The 16247-nt window shown below is 65.8% G+C and carries 22 protein-coding genes; all 22 read right to left on the bottom strand.

Features of this window, described 5'->3' with window-relative positions; genetic code table 11:
* Nucleotides 1–47 precede the first annotated feature (47 nt).
* On the bottom strand, nucleotides 48–536 hold the full coding sequence (gene nuoI, locus KZX46_RS14535; RefSeq protein ID WP_216707527.1) for an NADH-quinone oxidoreductase subunit NuoI: 489 nt from the start codon (nucleotides 534–536) through the stop codon (nucleotides 48–50).
* Nucleotides 533–757, bottom strand: coding sequence for a hypothetical protein (locus KZX46_RS14530; protein WP_219774593.1), 225 nt, complete (start codon nucleotides 755–757; stop codon nucleotides 533–535). The genes nuoI and KZX46_RS14530 overlap by 4 nt, the downstream gene beginning before the upstream one ends.
* Nucleotides 754–1803, bottom strand: a complete 1050-nt coding sequence (nuoH, locus tag KZX46_RS14525; protein WP_219774592.1) for an NADH-quinone oxidoreductase subunit NuoH — start codon at nucleotides 1801–1803, stop codon at nucleotides 754–756. The genes KZX46_RS14530 and nuoH overlap by 4 nt, the downstream gene beginning before the upstream one ends.
* Entirely contained in the window at nucleotides 1803–3812 is a 2010-nt protein-coding gene (gene nuoG, locus KZX46_RS14520) for an NADH-quinone oxidoreductase subunit NuoG (RefSeq protein ID WP_219774591.1), read from the bottom strand. The genes nuoH and nuoG overlap by 1 nt, the downstream gene beginning before the upstream one ends.
* Nucleotides 3813–3815: 3 nt before the next feature.
* Nucleotides 3816–4475, bottom strand: a complete 660-nt coding sequence (locus KZX46_RS14515; protein ID WP_219774590.1) for a hypothetical protein — start codon at nucleotides 4473–4475, stop codon at nucleotides 3816–3818.
* Nucleotides 4472–5779, bottom strand: a complete 1308-nt coding sequence (gene nuoF, locus KZX46_RS14510; protein ID WP_219774589.1) for an NADH-quinone oxidoreductase subunit NuoF — start codon at nucleotides 5777–5779, stop codon at nucleotides 4472–4474. Before nuoF ends, KZX46_RS14515 begins: the two co-directional genes overlap by 4 nt.
* Nucleotides 5769–5972, bottom strand: a complete 204-nt coding sequence (locus KZX46_RS14505) for a hypothetical protein (protein WP_219774588.1) — start codon at nucleotides 5970–5972, stop codon at nucleotides 5769–5771. The genes nuoF and KZX46_RS14505 overlap by 11 nt, the downstream gene beginning before the upstream one ends.
* Nucleotides 5969–6616 carry an NADH-quinone oxidoreductase subunit NuoE gene (gene nuoE / locus KZX46_RS14500; protein ID WP_219774587.1) on the bottom strand — a complete coding sequence of 216 codons (648 nt, stop codon included), beginning with the start codon at nucleotides 6614–6616 and terminating at the stop codon, nucleotides 5969–5971. Before nuoE ends, KZX46_RS14505 begins: the two co-directional genes overlap by 4 nt.
* Nucleotides 6613–6837: a hypothetical protein gene (locus KZX46_RS14495; RefSeq protein WP_216707519.1), complete on the bottom strand. Its 225-nt coding sequence runs from the start codon at nucleotides 6835–6837 to the stop codon at nucleotides 6613–6615. The genes nuoE and KZX46_RS14495 overlap by 4 nt, the downstream gene beginning before the upstream one ends.
* Nucleotides 6834–8030: an NADH-quinone oxidoreductase subunit D gene (locus KZX46_RS14490; protein ID WP_216708129.1), complete on the bottom strand. Its 1197-nt coding sequence runs from the start codon at nucleotides 8028–8030 to the stop codon at nucleotides 6834–6836. Before KZX46_RS14490 ends, KZX46_RS14495 begins: the two co-directional genes overlap by 4 nt.
* A gap of 34 nt (nucleotides 8031–8064) precedes the next feature.
* A complete protein-coding gene (locus KZX46_RS14485; protein ID WP_219774586.1) occupies nucleotides 8065–8781 on the bottom strand; it encodes an NADH-quinone oxidoreductase subunit C in 717 nt (238 codons plus the stop codon).
* Nucleotides 8778–9239, bottom strand: a complete 462-nt coding sequence (locus tag KZX46_RS14480) for an NADH-quinone oxidoreductase subunit B family protein (RefSeq protein ID WP_226896288.1) — start codon at nucleotides 9237–9239, stop codon at nucleotides 8778–8780. The genes KZX46_RS14485 and KZX46_RS14480 overlap by 4 nt, the downstream gene beginning before the upstream one ends.
* 116 nt (nucleotides 9240–9355) lie before the next feature.
* A complete protein-coding gene (gene ndhC / locus KZX46_RS14475; protein ID WP_219777021.1) occupies nucleotides 9356–9733 on the bottom strand; it encodes an NADH-quinone oxidoreductase subunit A in 378 nt (125 codons plus the stop codon).
* A 150-nt stretch (nucleotides 9734–9883) separates the two neighbouring features.
* Nucleotides 9884–10681: an inositol monophosphatase family protein gene (locus KZX46_RS14470; RefSeq protein WP_219774585.1), complete on the bottom strand. Its 798-nt coding sequence runs from the start codon at nucleotides 10679–10681 to the stop codon at nucleotides 9884–9886.
* Between the two features lie 98 nt (nucleotides 10682–10779).
* A complete protein-coding gene (gene efp / locus KZX46_RS14465) occupies nucleotides 10780–11343 on the bottom strand; it encodes an elongation factor P (protein ID WP_219774584.1) in 564 nt (187 codons plus the stop codon).
* A 48-nt stretch (nucleotides 11344–11391) separates the two neighbouring features.
* A complete protein-coding gene (gene thiE / locus KZX46_RS14460; RefSeq protein ID WP_219774583.1) occupies nucleotides 11392–12096 on the bottom strand; it encodes a thiamine phosphate synthase in 705 nt (234 codons plus the stop codon).
* Complete coding sequence (locus KZX46_RS14455; protein WP_219774582.1) at nucleotides 12093–13001, bottom strand: class I fructose-bisphosphate aldolase; 909 nt, start codon at nucleotides 12999–13001, stop codon at nucleotides 12093–12095. Before KZX46_RS14455 ends, thiE begins: the two co-directional genes overlap by 4 nt.
* Nucleotides 13002–13061: 60 nt before the next feature.
* Nucleotides 13062–13388, bottom strand: coding sequence for a type II toxin-antitoxin system PemK/MazF family toxin (locus KZX46_RS14450; protein WP_219774581.1), 327 nt, complete (start codon nucleotides 13386–13388; stop codon nucleotides 13062–13064).
* The gene (locus tag KZX46_RS14445; protein ID WP_219774580.1) at nucleotides 13385–13663 is read right to left on the bottom strand and encodes a hypothetical protein; all 279 of its coding nucleotides are present in this window, start codon (nucleotides 13661–13663) and stop codon (nucleotides 13385–13387) included. Before KZX46_RS14445 ends, KZX46_RS14450 begins: the two co-directional genes overlap by 4 nt.
* Before the next feature lie 52 nt (nucleotides 13664–13715).
* Nucleotides 13716–14045 (bottom strand): hypothetical protein, encoded by a 330-nt coding sequence (locus tag KZX46_RS14440; RefSeq protein WP_219774579.1) that lies wholly within the window; start codon nucleotides 14043–14045, stop codon nucleotides 13716–13718.
* Nucleotides 14042–15235, bottom strand: a complete 1194-nt coding sequence (pgk, locus tag KZX46_RS14435; protein ID WP_219777020.1) for a phosphoglycerate kinase — start codon at nucleotides 15233–15235, stop codon at nucleotides 14042–14044. Before pgk ends, KZX46_RS14440 begins: the two co-directional genes overlap by 4 nt.
* The gene (gap, locus tag KZX46_RS14430; RefSeq protein WP_219774578.1) at nucleotides 15232–16245 is read right to left on the bottom strand and encodes a type I glyceraldehyde-3-phosphate dehydrogenase; all 1014 of its coding nucleotides are present in this window, start codon (nucleotides 16243–16245) and stop codon (nucleotides 15232–15234) included. The genes pgk and gap overlap by 4 nt, the downstream gene beginning before the upstream one ends.
* Nucleotides 16246–16247 lie beyond the last annotated feature (2 nt).

The raw sequence follows: 16247 nt of genomic DNA, 5'->3' as shown, positions 1-16247 counted from the left end.
GATGAGCCCGCGAGCGGTGGGCCCCGCCGTCCCGAGCACCGCAGTGCTCAACGCCACGCCGCGTCGGCCTGCAGGTTCGCCGCGATCACCCGCTCCCAGCGCTCGCCGTTCTGGAGGAGCTTGTCCTTGTCGTAGATCAGCTCCTCGCGCGTCTCGGTCGAGAATTCGAAGTTCGGTCCCTCGACGATCGCGTCGACCGGGCACGCTTCCTGGCAGAAGCCGCAGTAGATGCACTTTGTCATGTCGATGTCGTAGCGCGTCGTCCGGCGGCTGCCGTCCTCGCGCGGCTCGGCCTCGATCGTGATCGCCTGCGCCGGGCACACCGCTTCGCACAACTTGCACGCGATGCAGCGTTCCTCGCCGTTCGGGTAGCGGCGCAGCGCGTGCTCGCCGCGGAAACGGGGGGACAGCGGGCCCTTCTCGTACGGGTAGTTGAGCGTCGCCTTCGGCTTGAACTGATAGCTGAAGGTCAGCGCGAGCCCGCGGAGGAACTCGAGAAGGAGGAGGGATTTCGCGGCGCGGAAGACGGCATTCATTGGCGTGAACCTTCGTTCAACGTGTTTACTTGAATCAGTCCAACCACGATGAGACCGATGCCGATCTCAGTGATATTGGCTGGTGTCATGGCGAGCCACGCTGAAGGCTTAAACTGCTCCCGCGCGAAATCGCCGACAAGGTGAGCCAGCATATATAAAATGCCGGCAACGGCGCCGTAGCGCGAGAGCCGCAACCAGTCGCTGCGGTAGGCGGCCCTCACGCGTAATGCCCCGTGAACACCAGCCAGCCGCTGACGACGCATACCCAGAACAGCGAGATCGGCAGGAATATCTTCCACCCGAGGCGCATCAGCTGGTCGTAGCGGTAACGCGGCACCGTCGCCTTCACCCAGGCGAAAATGTAGAACATCATGAACAGCTTGGCGAAGAACCAGATGAACCCGGGGACGACGTACAGCGGCGCCCAGTTGAGCGGGGGCAGCCAGCCGCCGAGGAACAACAGGCTCGTCAGCGCGCACATCAGCAGGACGTTGGCGTATTCCCCGAGGAAGAACAGCGCGAACGCCATCGACGAATATTCGACCTGATAGCCGGCGACGAGCTCGGCTTCGGCCTCGGGCAGGTCGAACGGCGGGCGGTTGGTCTCGGCGAGCGCCGAGATGAAGAACACGATTGCCATCGGAAACAGCAGCGGGTTGAGGATGTTACCATTGAAGATGCCGAGGACGTTGCCCTTTTGGCTCATCACGATGTCGCTCAGGTTGAAGCTCGACGAATAGAGCACGACGCAGACGATGACGAAGCCGATCGACACTTCGTAGCTGACCATCTGCGCCGCCGAGCGCAGGCCGCCGAGGAACGGGTATTTCGAGTTCGACGCCCAGCCCGACATGATGATGCCGTAGACGCCCATCGAACTCACCGCGAACAGGTACAGCAGCCCGACGTTGATGTCGGCGAGGACGACGCCTGCGTCGAACGGGATCACCGCCCATGCGACCAGCGCGAGGGTGAAGGTGATCATCGGGGCGATCAGGAACACGCCCTTGTTCGCCCCCGACGGGATGATCGTTTCCTTGAGGAACAGCTTGAGCGCGTCGGCGAAGGTCTGGAACGCCCCGAACGGTCCGACGACGTTCGGCCCGCGCCGCATCTGCATTCCCGCCCAGATCTTGCGGTCGGCATACACCGCGATCGCGACGCCGAGCATGACCGGCAGCGCGATCAGCAGGATCAGGATGAGCGTCGCGACGAGATAGCCGACGTCGTGTCCGAGAAAGGCTTGGAAGAAGCCGGTGAAGCCCATTATTCGGCCGCCTCGAGCTGGGGTTCATCTGCGTTGACGATCTGGTCGACGCATTCAGCCATCGTCGCGCTGGCGCGGGCGATCGCGTTGGTCAGGTAGAAGTTCTTGACCGGCAGCGTGAACGGCCCCGACGGCGCGGCGGCCGTCGATGCGGTCGGCGCGGACCACACCGCTGGCGTCGCGCCCTCGCTCGCAAGATGCGGCCACTCCGCCGCGATCCGCGTCCGCAGCGCATGGAGGTCGTCGTATGGCAACGCCTGTCCGAGCACCGCCGACAGCGCGCGCAAGATCGTCCAGTCCTCGCGCGCCTCGCCGGGCGGGAACGCCGCACGCGCACCGCGCTGGACCCGGCCCTCGAGATTGACCCACGTTCCCGACTTCTCGGTGTAGGCGGCGGCGGGCAGAATGACGTCGGCGGTTCGCACGCCGCGGTCGCCGTGGTGGCCGATATAGACAGTGAAGCCGCCCGCGACCTCGACCTCATCGACGCCGAGGTTGAACAGGATCTTCGGCGCGGCCGTCGTCAGCACAGCCATGCCGCCGTCAGTGACGAAGCCGATGTCGAGCGCGCCGACCCGCGACGCTGCGGTGTGGAGGATGTTGACCCCATTCCAGCCGTCGCGGACGAGATTGTGCGTTGCGACCAGCGCGTGAACTGCGCCGAGGCTCGACATCCCGCCCGTCCCGACGATGATCGCGGGACGCTCGGCGCTCGCCAAAGCGTCGACGACGACCTGCGGCAGGTCGCCGAGCACGCCCGCGTCGTCTCCGATCTGCATCCGCGGGTAGGTTAGGTCGACCTCGGGCCCGATGTTGAAGACCTTCGCCCCGCCGCGACGGACCGCCTTGCGAATGCGCGTGTTGACGAGCGGCGCTTCCCAGCGCGGGTTGGTGCCGACGAGGATGATGACATCGGCGCGCTCGATCTGGGCGAGGCCGGTGTTGAACAGATAGTGCGCGCGGTCGGCGGACGGGATCGCTGCGCCGTCGACGCGGCATTCGTGGCGGCTCGACCCGAGCGTGCCGAGCAGGTCCTTCAGCGCGACCATCGCCTCGACGTCGCACAAATCACCCGCGACCGCCGCGATTTCGTCGCCCGCAACGCCCGCGAGCGCGGTCTTGATCGCGTCGAACGCCTGCGCCCACGACGCCTTCTGCAGCTTGCCGCCGACACGGACATACGGCGTGTCGAGGCGTCCGCGCTGGAGCCCGTCGACCGCGAACCGCGTCACGTCGCTCGCCCACTCCTCGTTGACGTCGTCGTTGATCCGTGGCGTCACGCGCATCACCGCCGCGCCGCGGGTGTGGACAGTGATGTTGGTCCCGACCGCGTCCATGACGTCGATCGATTCGGTGCGCTTCAATTCCCACGGCCGCGCTTCGAACGCATACGGCTTCGACGTCAACGCGCCGACCGGGCACAGGTCGATGATATTGCCCGACAATTCTGACCGCACCGCGCCTTCGAGGTACGACGTGATCTGCATGTTCTCGCCGCGCCCGATTGCGCCGATCTCTTCGACGCCGGCGATCTCCTCGGCGAAGCGGACGCAGCGGGTGCAGTGGATGCACCGCGTCATCACGGTCTTGACCAGCGGGCCCATGTATTTCTCGGTGACCGCGCGCTTATTCTCGAGGTAGCGGGTGTGGCCCTTGCCGTAGTTGAGGCTCTGGTCCTGCAGGTCGCATTCGCCGCCCTGGTCGCAGATCGGGCAGTCGAGCGGGTGGTTGATCAGGAGGAACTCCATCACCCCCTCGCGCGCCTTCTGCGTCTTGGCCGAGCGAGTCGACACGACCATCTTGTCGGCGGCCGGAAGCGCGCACGATGCCTGCGGCTTCGGCGGTCCCGGCGACACATCGACGAGGCACATCCGGCAGTTACCGGCGATGCTCAGGCGCTCATGGTAACAGAAGCGCGGAATCTCGGCCCCCGCGGCTTCGCACGCCTGCATGACGGTCGCCCCGGCGGGAACCTCGACCTCGATGCCGTCGACGGTGAGTATAGGCATGGGTCAGGTCCCGGGATTGGTTTCGACGAGGCGGTAAAGCGACGTCGCGACGAGCCAGCGGACAGCGCTCGGCTTGATATGCAGTGCGGCATCGGCAGGCGCGCAACCCTGCAACGCCGGTTCGATCGCCGCGAATGCGGATGCCTCACCCGACGTCGATGGAGCCGCATCGAGCAGCGCCGCCGCCTGCGCGGGCATCGCTGCGACGGCACAGCCGAACAGCGCGAGATTAATCCCCTCGACCAGAGGCGCAATGCGCTCGGCCAGATGTGGCGGCGTCGAGCGCGCCTTAAGCAACAAGGCCGCGTTGTGTTCTTTCAACAGCGCCTCGGCCATTGCGCCGCGCATTTCGAGGCCATCGAGATGAACCGAGCGAAATTCGCCTTTGAGGCACGGCACTGCTGCATAACGAAGCTCGGACGCGTTCGAGGCCGGATCGGATCGGTCGCCGCCTCCAGCCAGGACGAAAAGTTGTGCGACCTTTGGCTTGTTTCGCACGACACATCCGCCGACCTGTTCCGCAGCGAGGTACCGCGCCATCAGCGGCCCCTCGAGCGGCGGGCGTCCCGCCGGCGGCGGCGTCTGCGCGAGCACCGGCATCGCTGCAAATGCGATTGCGGCACCGGTCACCAGCGCCCGGCCGATCGGAGCGACGTACTTCACTCCGCCGCCTGCAGCATCGCGGGGACCTGGACGAAGCCCTTGCGCTTCGCGATCCGCGCTTCGACCTCGGGGCGGAAATGGCGGATCAGCCCCTGGATCGGCCATGCCGCCGCGTCGCCGAGCGCGCAGATCGTGTGGCCCTCGATCTCGGTGGTGACTTCGAGGAGGAGGTCGATCTCGTGATATTCGGCCTCGCCGGTGACGAGGCGTTCCATCACGCGCCACATCCAGCCGGTGCCCTCGCGGCACGGGGTGCACTGGCCGCAGCTTTCGTGCTTGTAGAAGTAGCTCAGCCGAGCGATCGCGCGGACGACGTCGGTCGACTTGTCCATGACGATGATCGCGGCGGTGCCTAGGCCCGACTTCAGGTCCTTCAACGCATCGAAATCCATCGGGCAGTCGATGATCTGGTGCGCGGGGACGAGCGGGACCGACGAGCCGCCGGGGATGACGCACAGCAGATTGTCCCAGCCGCCGCGGATGCCGCCGCAATGCGTGTCGATCAGTTCGCGGAACGGGACCGACATCGCGTCCTCGACGACGCACGGCTTGTTCACGTGGCCGCTGATCTGGAACAGCTTGGTGCCTTCGTTCTTTGGGCGGCCGATCGCGGAAAACCACGCCGCGCCGCGCCGCAGGATCGTCGGCGCGACCGCGATCGATTCGACGTTGTTGACCGTCGTCGGATTGCCGTAGAGGCCCGCGCCCGCTGGGAACGGCGGCTTGAGACGCGGCTGGCCTTTCTTGCCCTCGAGCGATTCGAGCATCGCGGTTTCCTCGCCGCAGATGTACGCGCCCGCGCCGCGGTGGACGACGACGTCGAAGTCGTAACCCGTCCCGCACGCGTTCTTACCAATCAACCCGGCGGCGTACGCCTCGGCGACCGCGGCGAACAGCGTCTCGGCCTCGCGGACATATTCGCCGCGAACGTAGATGTAGGCCGCCGACGCGCGCATCGCGAAGCCGGCGATCAGCGCGCCTTCGATCAGCTTGTGCGGATCGTGGCGGATGATCTCGCGGTCCTTGCACGACCCGGGCTCGGATTCGTCGGCGTTGATGACGAGGTAGCTCGGGCGATCAGGCTTGGGCACTTTGGGCATGAAGCTCCACTTCATGCCCGTCGGGAACCCTGCCCCACCGCGCCCGCGCAACCCGCTCGCCTTCATCACGTCGATGATCGCGTCGGGCCCGCCCGCCATCAATTCCTTGGTGTCGGCCCAGTCGCCACGCTTGCGCGCCGCCTCAAGGCCCCACGGCTGGAAGCCGTAAAGGTTGGTGAAGATGCGGTCTTTGTCAGCGAGCATTGCTCTGCTCCAGTCGCGCCGCGCGCGTCCATGTCAGCGCCGCCAACGCGATACACGACGAGATAACGGCAATTGCCGGCTCCCGGAAAGGCAACGCGTGCGTCCAGTTGTACAGCAGGACCAGCACGCAACCGGCCGCAACCGCAACCGGCAGCATCGCGAGGTAGCGCAACACCCGCGGACTATTCATCATACCATCTCCAGCAGCGACGTCGGCCCGCCCTCGGGGCAGCTCGCCTGCCGCCCGATCGCCGAGCCGGTCTTCGGCGTCTCGCCGCGAGCCAGCGCGTCGAGCAGCGCGGTCATGCTGGTATAGTCGAGATCCTCGTAATTGTCGGCGTTGATCTGGACCATCGGCGCGTTGGCGCAGGCGCCGAGGCATTCGACCTCGGACAGCGTGAACAGCCCGTCGGCGGTGGTGCCGCCCTTGACCAAGCCCTTGTCCTTGCACGCCGTGAACAGGTCGTCCGAGCCGCGCAGCATGCACGGCGTCGTCCCGCAGACCTGCACCAGATAGCGGCCGATCGGCTTCAGATTGTACATCGTGTAGAAGGTCGCGACCTCGTAGGCGCGCATGTACGGCATGCCGATCTGCCCGGCGACATACTCGATCACCGGCACTGGGAGCCATGACGAGCCCGTCGCCGCGCCCATCTGCTCCTGCGCGAGCCACAGCAGAGGCATGATCGCCGAATGCCGGCGCGCTTCAGGATAGCGGGCGAGGATGACCGTGACCTGCTCGGCGTTCGCGGCGGTCCACGCAAAATCGCTATACTCGCGCGGACGGGACGCGTCGCGGCGGGCGGTCGTCGTGGGGCTGTAGGTGGCGGTGGTCATGCGGTCTTTCTCGCCTCTCCGACGCCGGCAGCCTTGCGATAGGCGCGGGCGATCAGGCTCGCTGCGAAGGAAACGACGAGCGCGAGGATCAACGCAAACGCAATCATCTCCGCGCGCGCATTACCCAGATACGTAAACGCCAAATAGGCGATCGACAGGCAGAAAGCGGCGATCAGCGCAGCCATGGCGAACAATGTCGCAAATAACGCGCGCCCCTTCACCGATCCACCTCGCCGAATACGATATCCAGCGACCCCAGCACTGCCGGCGCATCCGCCAGCATGTGCCCCTTGCACAGGAAATCCATCGCCTGCAGGTGCGAAAACCCCGTCGCGCGGATGTGGCAGCGGTACGGCTTGTTCGTCCCGTCGGCGACCATGAAGATGCCGAATTCACCTTTGGGGCTTTCGGTCGCGACATAGACTTCGCCCGCGGGGACGTGAAAGCCTTCGGTGTAGAGCTTGAAGTGGTGGATCAGCGCCTCCATCGAGCGCTTCATCTCGCCGCGCTGGGGGGGCACGATCTTGCGGTCGAGGCTGGCGTGGCGGCCGGCGGGCATCTCGGCGCAGCACTGTCGGATGATCCGCAGCGACTGGCGGACCTCCTCGTAGCGGACCATGAAGCGGTCGTAGCAGTCGCCGTGGTGGCCGACGATGACGTCGAAATCCATCCGGTCGTAGACGTCGTACGGCTGGCTTTTCCGCAGGTCCCACGCGACCCCGCTCGCCCGCAGGCACGGCCCGGAGAAGCCCCACGCGACCGCGTCGGTCGCCGAGATCGCGCCGATGTCGACGTTGCGCTGCTTGAAGATGCGGTTGTTGACGACGAGCGACTCAGCGTCGTTGAGCACCTTCTCGAATTCGGCGGCCCAGTCGACGATATCGCCGAGCAGCCCGTCGGGCAGGTCCTGATGGACCCCGCCGGGGCGGAAATACGCCGCGTGCATCCGCGCACCGGAAACGCGTTCGTAGAAGCCCATCAGCTTCTCGCGCTCCTCGAACAGCCATAGCATCGGGCTGAGCGCGCCGACGTCGTTGCCCTGGCTGCCGATCGACATCAGGTGGTTGAGGATGCGGGTGATCTCGGCGAACAGGACGCGGATATACTGCCCGCGCAGCGGCACCTCGATGCCGGCGAGCTTCTCGATCGCCAAAACATAGCTGTGCTCCATGCACATCGGCGAAACGTAATCGAGCCGGTCCATGTACGGCAGCGCCTGGAGGTAGGTCTTGTATTCGCACAGCTTCTCGGTGCCGCGGTGGAGCAGCCCGATGTGCGGGTCGCAGCGCTCGATGATCTCGCCGTCGAGCTCCATCACCAGCCGCAGGACGCCATGCGCCGACGGGTGCTGCGGCCCGAAATTGAGCAGGTAGTTCTGCGGCCCGGGGATCGTCGGGTCGGAATCAAGCAGCATCGTGCTCGGCTTGAAATCGGGGACGGTGGCTTGCTCAACCATTTGGCTTGGCCTTTGCAGCTACGCTGTCGGCGGTCGGCACCGGCGGCACCTGCGCCGGAGCGGTCGGCACCGCGCCCGCCTGGGGAGCCTGGGCCTTCTCGTCGCCCGGCAGGATGTAGTCGGTCCCCTCCCACGGCGACAGGAAGTCGAAATTGCGGAAGTCCTGCGCGAGTTGGACGGGTTCGTAGACCACCCGTTTATGCTCCTCCGAATACCGCAGCTCGACATAGCCGGTCAGCGGGAAGTCCTTGCGGAACGGATGACCCTGGAAGCCGTAGTCGGTGAGGATGCGGCGCAGGTCGGGGTTGCCCTCGAACAGCACGCCGTAGCAATCCCACGTCTCGCGCTCGAACCAGCCCGCGACCGGAAACACGCCCGTGATCGACGGCACCGGCATCGTGTCGTCGGTGTGGAGCTTGACGCGCAGGCGCCGGTTCTTCGTCAGCGACAGCAAATGGTAATTGACGTCGAAGCGGCAGACCCGCTCGGGATAATCGGCCCCCGACAGGTCCATCAGCTGGTTGAAGGCAAGGTCGGGATCGTCGCGCAAGCCGGTAATGACGTCGACGATCGCATCGCGGACGATCAGCACGGTCAATTCACCCGCGTGCTCGGTAACGCCGAGGACGGCTGAGCCGAACAATGCTTCGATGCGCGCCTGAACGCTATCGTCGGGCTTGGTCTGCGGCCAGTGCGCGGTCGTGCTCACCGCTCGAAACTCCCCGTCCGGCGAATCTTCCGCTGGAGCGCGAGGACACCGTACATCAGCGCCTCGGCAGTCGGCGGGCAGCCGGGAACGTAGATGTCGACGGGCACGATCCGGTCGCAGCCGCGGACGACCGAGTAGCTATAATGATAATAACCGCCGCCGTTGGCGCACGACCCCATCGAGATGACGTAGCGCGGTTCGGGCATCTGATCGTAGACGCGGCGCAGCGCGGGGGCCATCTTGTTGCACAGCGTACCGGCGACCATCATAACGTCGGACTGGCGGGGTGAGGCGCGCGGGGCATAGCCGAAGCGTTCGTTGTCGTAGCGCGGCATCGACGCGTGCATCATCTCGACCGCGCAGCAGGCGAGCCCGAAGGTCATCCACCACAACGACCCGGTCCGCGCCCAGTTGAACAGGTCCTCGGTCGAGGTGACGACGAAGCCCTTGTTCGACATCTCGGAATTGACGTCGCTGAGGAAGCCGTCGCGCAGTCCCGCGGGGATCGTCAGCGCCGACACCGGGCTGTCGCCAAGCGCGCGCGCCTGTTGCTCCTCGGTGAGCAAATTGGTGTTCATTCCCACTCCAGTGCGCCGATCATCCAGGCGTAGATAAGGCCGATCGCCAGCTCTGCCAGGAACTGCATCATTGCGACCCACCCCGGCACGCCGGTCCAGTGGAGCGACACCGCCCAGGGAAACAGATACGCCGCCTCGAGGTCGAAGACGATGAACAGGATCGACACGAGATAGAAGCGGACATCGAACTGCGCGCGGGAATCGCTGAACGCCGGGAAGCCGCTCTCATACTCGCTGAGCTTGTTGGCGTCGGGCTGCGACGTCCCCGTCAGCTTCGACACGATCACCGGCGCGCCGACGAAGATCAGCGAAAACGCGATGCCGACGCCGATGAACAGCAGGATCGGCAAATATTGATACGCGATGTCGGGCATCGCAAGGGACGTGACTGACGGCATCGGCGGACCTCTTCGAAACCGGCGGCAGCGCGCGGGTTTCGCTCCGGCGTGTCTAAGCGCGAGGGGGGCGGCGCGCAAGTATGGTGCGGTGCGGTACGAAGCCGCCGCCTTTGGTAGCGCGAGGATTTACCGCAGCGCCGTCGCGATCATCTTTCCGAGCTTGTTATGGATGCGGTCGTTCCCGGCGACGATCTGCGCCTTCTCGACCGGCTTGTCGCCGCCGCGGAAATCGGTGACGAAGCCCCCGGCTTCGCGGACCAGCAGGATGCCGGCGGCGACGTCCCAATAATGGAGGTCGCTTTCCCAATAGCCATCGTAACGCCCTGCCGCGACCCATGCGAGGTCGAGCGCCGCCGACCCGAAGCGGCGGATGCCCGCGACCTCGGGCATGACCTTGGCCAATACCTTCTCGAACTCCTGCTGGTCGCCGTGGCCGCTGAACGGGATGCCGGTGGCGATCAGCGCGTCGGCCATGTCGCCGCGTGCCGAGACGCGCAGCCGCCGATCCTGTAACCACGCGCCTTTGCCTTTCTCGGCCCAGAAGCTTTCGTCGGTAAGTGGTTGATAAACCAGCCCGGCGACGACCTCACCGCGCTCCTCGGCGGCAATCGAGATGGCGAAGTGCGGCAGGCCGTGGAGGAAGTTCGTCGTCCCGTCGAGCGGATCGACGATCCAGCGGTGGTCGGGATCGTTGCCGACGATCTCGCCCTCCTCCTCCATCAGCAAACCCCAGTCGGGGCGGGCATGGGTCAGGATCTCGCGGATCGTCCGCTCAGCCTGATGGTCGGCGTTCGACACGAAATCGGCCGGCCCCTTGCGCGACACCTGGAGCGCATCGACCTCGTTGAAGTCACGGCGCAGCCGGATCCCGGCCTTGCGCGCGGCCTTTTCCATGATGGTGATCAGGGCGGAATGAATCGGCATATCGTCTCCTCCCCGCTCCGTCGGGAGCAAGGCCGGTGGGGATGCGGGAACGGGGCGACTCCCCTGCCCCTGCCCTCCCCCGAGGGGGAGGGCAATAATCAGTCGGCGCGGCGGACGTATTCGCGCTCGTAGACGTCGACGACGATCTTGGTGCCGACACCGATGAACGGGGGGACCATGACGCGGACGCCGTTTTCGAGCCGCGCCGGCTTGTAGCTCGACGACGCGGTCTGGCCCTTCACGACGGCTTCGGTGTCGGCGATCACCGCCTCGATATGGTCGGGAAGCTGGACCGAGATCGGCTTTTCCTCCCACGTCTCCATGACGACATCCATGCCGTCGGTGAGGAACTCGGCGGCGTCGCCGAGCAGGTCCTTCGGCAGCTGGACCTGATCATAGTTGAGCTTGTCCATGAAGGTCAGCTCGTCGCCCTCGGCATAGAGGAACTGGAAGTCGCGCGTGTCGAGGCGAACCTTCTCGACCGTCTCGGCCGAGCGGAAACGCTCGTTGGTCTTGCGCCCGTCGATCAAATTCTTGAGCTCGACCTGCATATACGCCCCGCCCTTGCCCGGCTGGGTGTGCTGGATCTTGACCGCGCGCCACAGCCCGTTCTGGTACTCGAGGATGTTGCCGGGGCGGATTTCGACGGCGTTGATTTTCATGGGGTGGGTCGGCTCTGCGAGAGGGAAGCCGCGTCTCCTAGCGCAAGGTCAGGCCCCTGCCAACACCGGGCCGAACGACGCCACGCCCGCCGCCGGGCCATCAGGGTGCGCCCAGACAGCGTTGACCACCGCGATGAAGTCAGCCCCCGCCGCGATTAGCGGCGGCGCGTTGGCCGGGGTGATCCCGCCGATCGCGACGCACGGCAGCTGGCTCAGCGTCGTCCACCACGTCAGCAGCGGCGGCTCGGGCCGGTAGTGCGACGGCTTGGTTGTCGTCTCATAGAACGCGCCGAACGCGACATAATCGGCCCCCGCCTCGCCCGCCTCCATCGCGAGGTGGCGGCTGTCGTGGCACGTCACGCCGATCTGCGCGTCGGCCCCAAGCAGCGCGCGCGCGTCCTGCACGCGGCCGTCGGATTGGCCGAGGTGGACCCCATCGGCACCGCACGCCTTGGCGAGGTCCATCCGGTCATTCAGCAAGAAAGCGACCTCGTGCTCGTTGCAAATCGGCAGCAGCATCTCTGCCGCGCGCAGGATCGCGTCGTCGGAGACGTCCTTCATCCGCAACTGAAACGCTGCGACCGGCCCTGCTCCGAGCGCCGCGCGGAGCCGGTCGGCGAAACCTGCGTCGATCACCGGCGGCGAGACGATATACAGCTGGCACTTCGGCCGCCGCTGGCGCTCAAAGCGCTCGCCGAAACCCGGATCGAGCGGGATCAGCTCACTGTCGGCGTCGTGCTCCGGCTCGCTCATTCGGCCCCCATGTAGATGCCGACGATCTTGTCGAGCATCGCCAGCGCCTCGGCGCGCGGGCGCTGGAAGGTGTTGCGGCCAATGATCGAGCCGTTGCCGCCGCCGTCGCGGATGTCGCGCGCGTCCTGGTAGACCGCGTCGGCGCCCTTCGCCGCGCCGCCCGAGAAGACGACGATGCGGCGGCCGTTGAAACACGCCTGGCGGACATGCGCGACGCGCTTCGCCTGGGTCGACCAATCGCCGTCCTCGTACGCCTTCTTCGCGTCCTTCTGCTCGATATGATCGGTCGGCAGCTTGACCTTGATGATGTGGGCGCCTGCGAGTGCGGCCATGTGCGCAGCGTATGCACCGACATCGAGCGCGAGTTCGCCCGCCTTGGAAATGTCGCCGCCGCGTGGATACGACCAGATAACGGTCGCGATGCCGACCGACTTCGCTTCGGCCGACAGTTCGCGGATTTCCTCCATCAGCTCGAAAATCTCGTCGCTGCCGGGGTAGATGGTGAAGCCGATCGCGGCGCAGCCGAGGCGCAGCGCGTCGTCGACGCCGCCAGTCACCGCCTGGTCGATCGAGGTCGACCAGCTGTTCGAGCTGTTGACCTTGAGGATCGTCGGGATCTGCCCGGCAAACGTATCCGCCCCCGCCTCGAGCATCCCGAGCGGCGCGGCGTACGCCGACAGCCCGGCGTCGATTGCGAGCTGGAAGTGGTAATGCGGGTCATACGCGTCGGGGTTGACCGCGAAGCTCCGCGCCGGGCCATGCTCGAAGCCCTGGTCGACCGGCAGGATCACGAGCTTCCCCGTCCCGCCGAGCCGCCCCTGCATCAGGATGCGAGCGATGTTCGCCTTGGTCCCGGGATTGTCGGATTCGTAGTTGGCGAGAATGGCGCGGACGGCGGGGGTCATTGGGGTCCCTCTCAATGAAATCTTGGCCGCTGATAACCGCCGTGGTGCGATGCGGCAACGCTACAGGTCGAGCCAACGGCGGAGCATGATGTCGATTTGTTCGAGCGTCGGTGCATCGACACAGCCGATGACCGCGCCGATGCGTTCGATCGGATAGGTGTAAATCCAGTCGACCTCCACTTCGCTTGGCGCGTGCAGACCGTTGGTTGCGGTCGGAGCGACGAAGGGCCGCTGGCCGATCGCGCCCCGCAGTTGCGAGGTCAGCGGACACGCCGTGATCTTTGCGGCAACCGCCAAGGCGCTTTCACGCTGTACGATCACGCAGGGCCGAGCTTTGCTCGCTGGCGATGCGTTCTCGCGGACGATTATAATATCACCGCGCTTCAAGCTGGAGGGCCGTCGGGACCCCAGTCATAACCGCCGTCCTCCGCGTCGAGCATCCGCAAGAAGGCGCTCGTGGCGTCGGCACCTGCCGCATCGACCAATGCGTTGCGCTCTTCACGATCAAGCAAGGCGGCCCCGTAGATTTTACGATCGGTCTCCTCGCGATCGAGGCGCTCGTTGATCCAGTCGCGGACGAGAACGCTTTTCGGCCGTCCGGCTTCACGCGCATAGCGCGTCAGACGCTCCTCAGCGCAGGCATCGAGCCGTATTCCTAGCATCGGCGTATCCGTTTAACGTGTTTAACACGATTGCCAGCCAAGAGGGAGTGCGTCAACGCGCGAAATGGACCTCAGCGACCTGGACGAAGAGTTCGAAGATGTGTTCGGCGACTTCGCAGGCGTCATCTTCGGGCATCGAGGCGAGGGTGTTCGCGACCGCGCCGGTCTTGATCACGTTGTTTTCGACGACCGGCCCCGCCGCTGTCATCCGCGTGGTGATGCTGTTGTAGAGGATCCGGCTTTCGGGCGGAAACGCCTCGCCCTTCAAATCGCGGAAGCCGCGGTACGCCTCGCCGATGCGGTCGTGGATCGGGTCGGCCGAGCGCGCCAGCTTCCACGCCGCCGGGTAGAGTTTCTCCCAGATCCGGTCGATATCGATCATGCATCACCCCCGAGCGCGACGATTCCGGGCAAAGCCTTGCCCTCCATCCATTCGAGGAAAGCCCCTCCGGCGTTCGATACGAAGGTGAAGCCATCGGCGACCCCGGCGTGGTTGAGCGCGGCGACAGTATCGCCGCCCCCAGCGACCGACACCAGCCCCTCGGCGGTCAATGCGGCGGCAATTCGCGCGAGCGCGACGGTCGCGCGGTCGAACGGCTCGATCTCGAACGCGCCGAGCGGGCCGTTCCAGACGAGTGTCTTGCACGTCTTCAGGACGTCGCCGAGCATCTCGACTGCCGCCGGGCCGAGGTCGAGGACCATCTCGTCGGGACCAATCTCGTGGACGTTGACGGTGCGGTTCGCCGCTCCGGCCTTGAACTCGGTCGCGACGACAACGTCGTACGGCAGGTGGACGGTGCAGTTAGCCGCTTCTGCTCGCGCGAGAACGTCGAGCGCCGTCGCCGCCATGTCGTGTTCGCACAATGACTTGCCGACGTTTATTCCGCGCGCGGCGAGGAAGGTGTTCGCCATCGCGCCGCCGATCATCAGGTGATCGACTTTGGTCACGAGATGGAGCAGGACGTCGAGCTTCGACGAGACCTTCGAACCGCCGACGACCGCCGCGACCGGATGGACCGGGTGACCAAGCGCCTTGTCGAGCGCGTTCAGTTCGGCACCCATCTCTCGCCCGGCGAACGCGGGCAGGACATGCGCGAGACCCTCGGTCGAGGCGTGCGCGCGGTGCGCGGTCGAGAACGAGTCGTCGACATAGAGTTCGCCGAGCTTCGCGAGACTCGCGACGAAATCCGGGTCGTTTGCCTCCTCGCCCTGATGGAAGCGGAGGTTCTCGAGGACCGCGATATCGCCCGGATGCATCGCCGCGACCGCTGCCTCGGCGACCGGGCCGACGCAATCGGTGACGAAGCCGACCGGGCGACCGAGGACATCGGCGAGCGCGGCGGCGACCGGGCGCAAGGACAGGCTCGCGTCGACGCCCTTGGGCCGTCCGAAGTGCGACAGGACGAGGACGATCGCGCCGCCGTCGGCGAGTTCGGCGATCGTCGGCACCGTCGCCCGCAGCCGCGACGCGTCGCCGACGACGCCGGCCTCCATCGGCACGTTGAGGTCGGAGCGGACGAGGACGCGCTTGCCGTGGACGTCGCCGATATCGTCGAGTGTCTTGAACACTATACGAGGCTGCCCATCAGCAGCGTGGTGTCGACCATGCGGTTCGAGAAGCCCCATTCATTGTCGTACCAGCTGACGACGCGAACGAGCTTCTTGTCGAGGACGGTCGTCTCGAGGCTGTCGATCGTCGACGACGCCGGGTCGCCGTTATAGTCGCGGCTGACCAGCGCCTCGACGCTGTAGTTGAGAATGCCTTTGAAATCAGCGGTTTCGGACGCAGCCTTGAGTGCGGTATTGACTTCCTCGATCGTCGTGTCGCGCGACGGCGTGAAGGTGAAGTCGACGAGGCTGACGTTCGGGGTGGGCACGCGGATCGAGATGCCGTCGAGCTTGCCCTTCAACTCGGGGATGACCTCGCCGACGGTCTTGGCCGCACCCGTGCTCGTCGGGATCATCGACACCGCGGCGGCGCGGGCGCGGCGCGGGTCCTTGTGCATCTGGTCGAGCAGCGCCTGGTCGTTGGTGTAGCTGTGGATCGTCAACATCAACCCGCGCTCGATGCCGATCGCTTCATGCATCACCTTGACGATTGGGGCCAAGCAGTTGGTCGTGCACGATGCATTCGAAACGACGGTGTGCCCGGCTTCGAGCAGATTGTGGTTGACGCCGTAGACGACGGTGAGGTCGACGCCCTTGCCGGGAGCCGAGATCAGAACCTTCTTCGCGCCCGCGGTCAGGTGCAGCCGCGCCTTTTCGGCGTCGGTGAACAGCCCGGTGCACTCGAGCGCGATGTCGACGCCGAGTTCGGCATGCGGCAGCTTGGCGGGGTCGCGCTCGGCGGTGACGCGGATGCGCTTGCCGTCGACGATCAGGTCGGAGCCATCCACAGTGACGGTGCCGGCATAGGTGCCGTGGGTCGAATCGCGCTTGAGCAGCAGCGCGTTGGTGTTGATGTCGGCGAGGTCGTTGATCGCGACGATCTCGATGTCGGCACCCTCGGCGGCGCGCGCGAGGATTGCACGCATCACGAGCCGCCCGATCCGGCCGAAGCCGTTGATCGCTACCTTGGTCATAC

This window comes from Polymorphobacter sp. PAMC 29334, assembly GCF_019431245.1.
Classification (GTDB): Bacteria; Pseudomonadota; Alphaproteobacteria; order Sphingomonadales; family Sphingomonadaceae; genus Polymorphobacter_B; species Polymorphobacter_B megasporae.
Note: the sequence above shows the minus strand (reverse complement) of the source record. Positions and strands in the feature narration are given on the sequence as shown.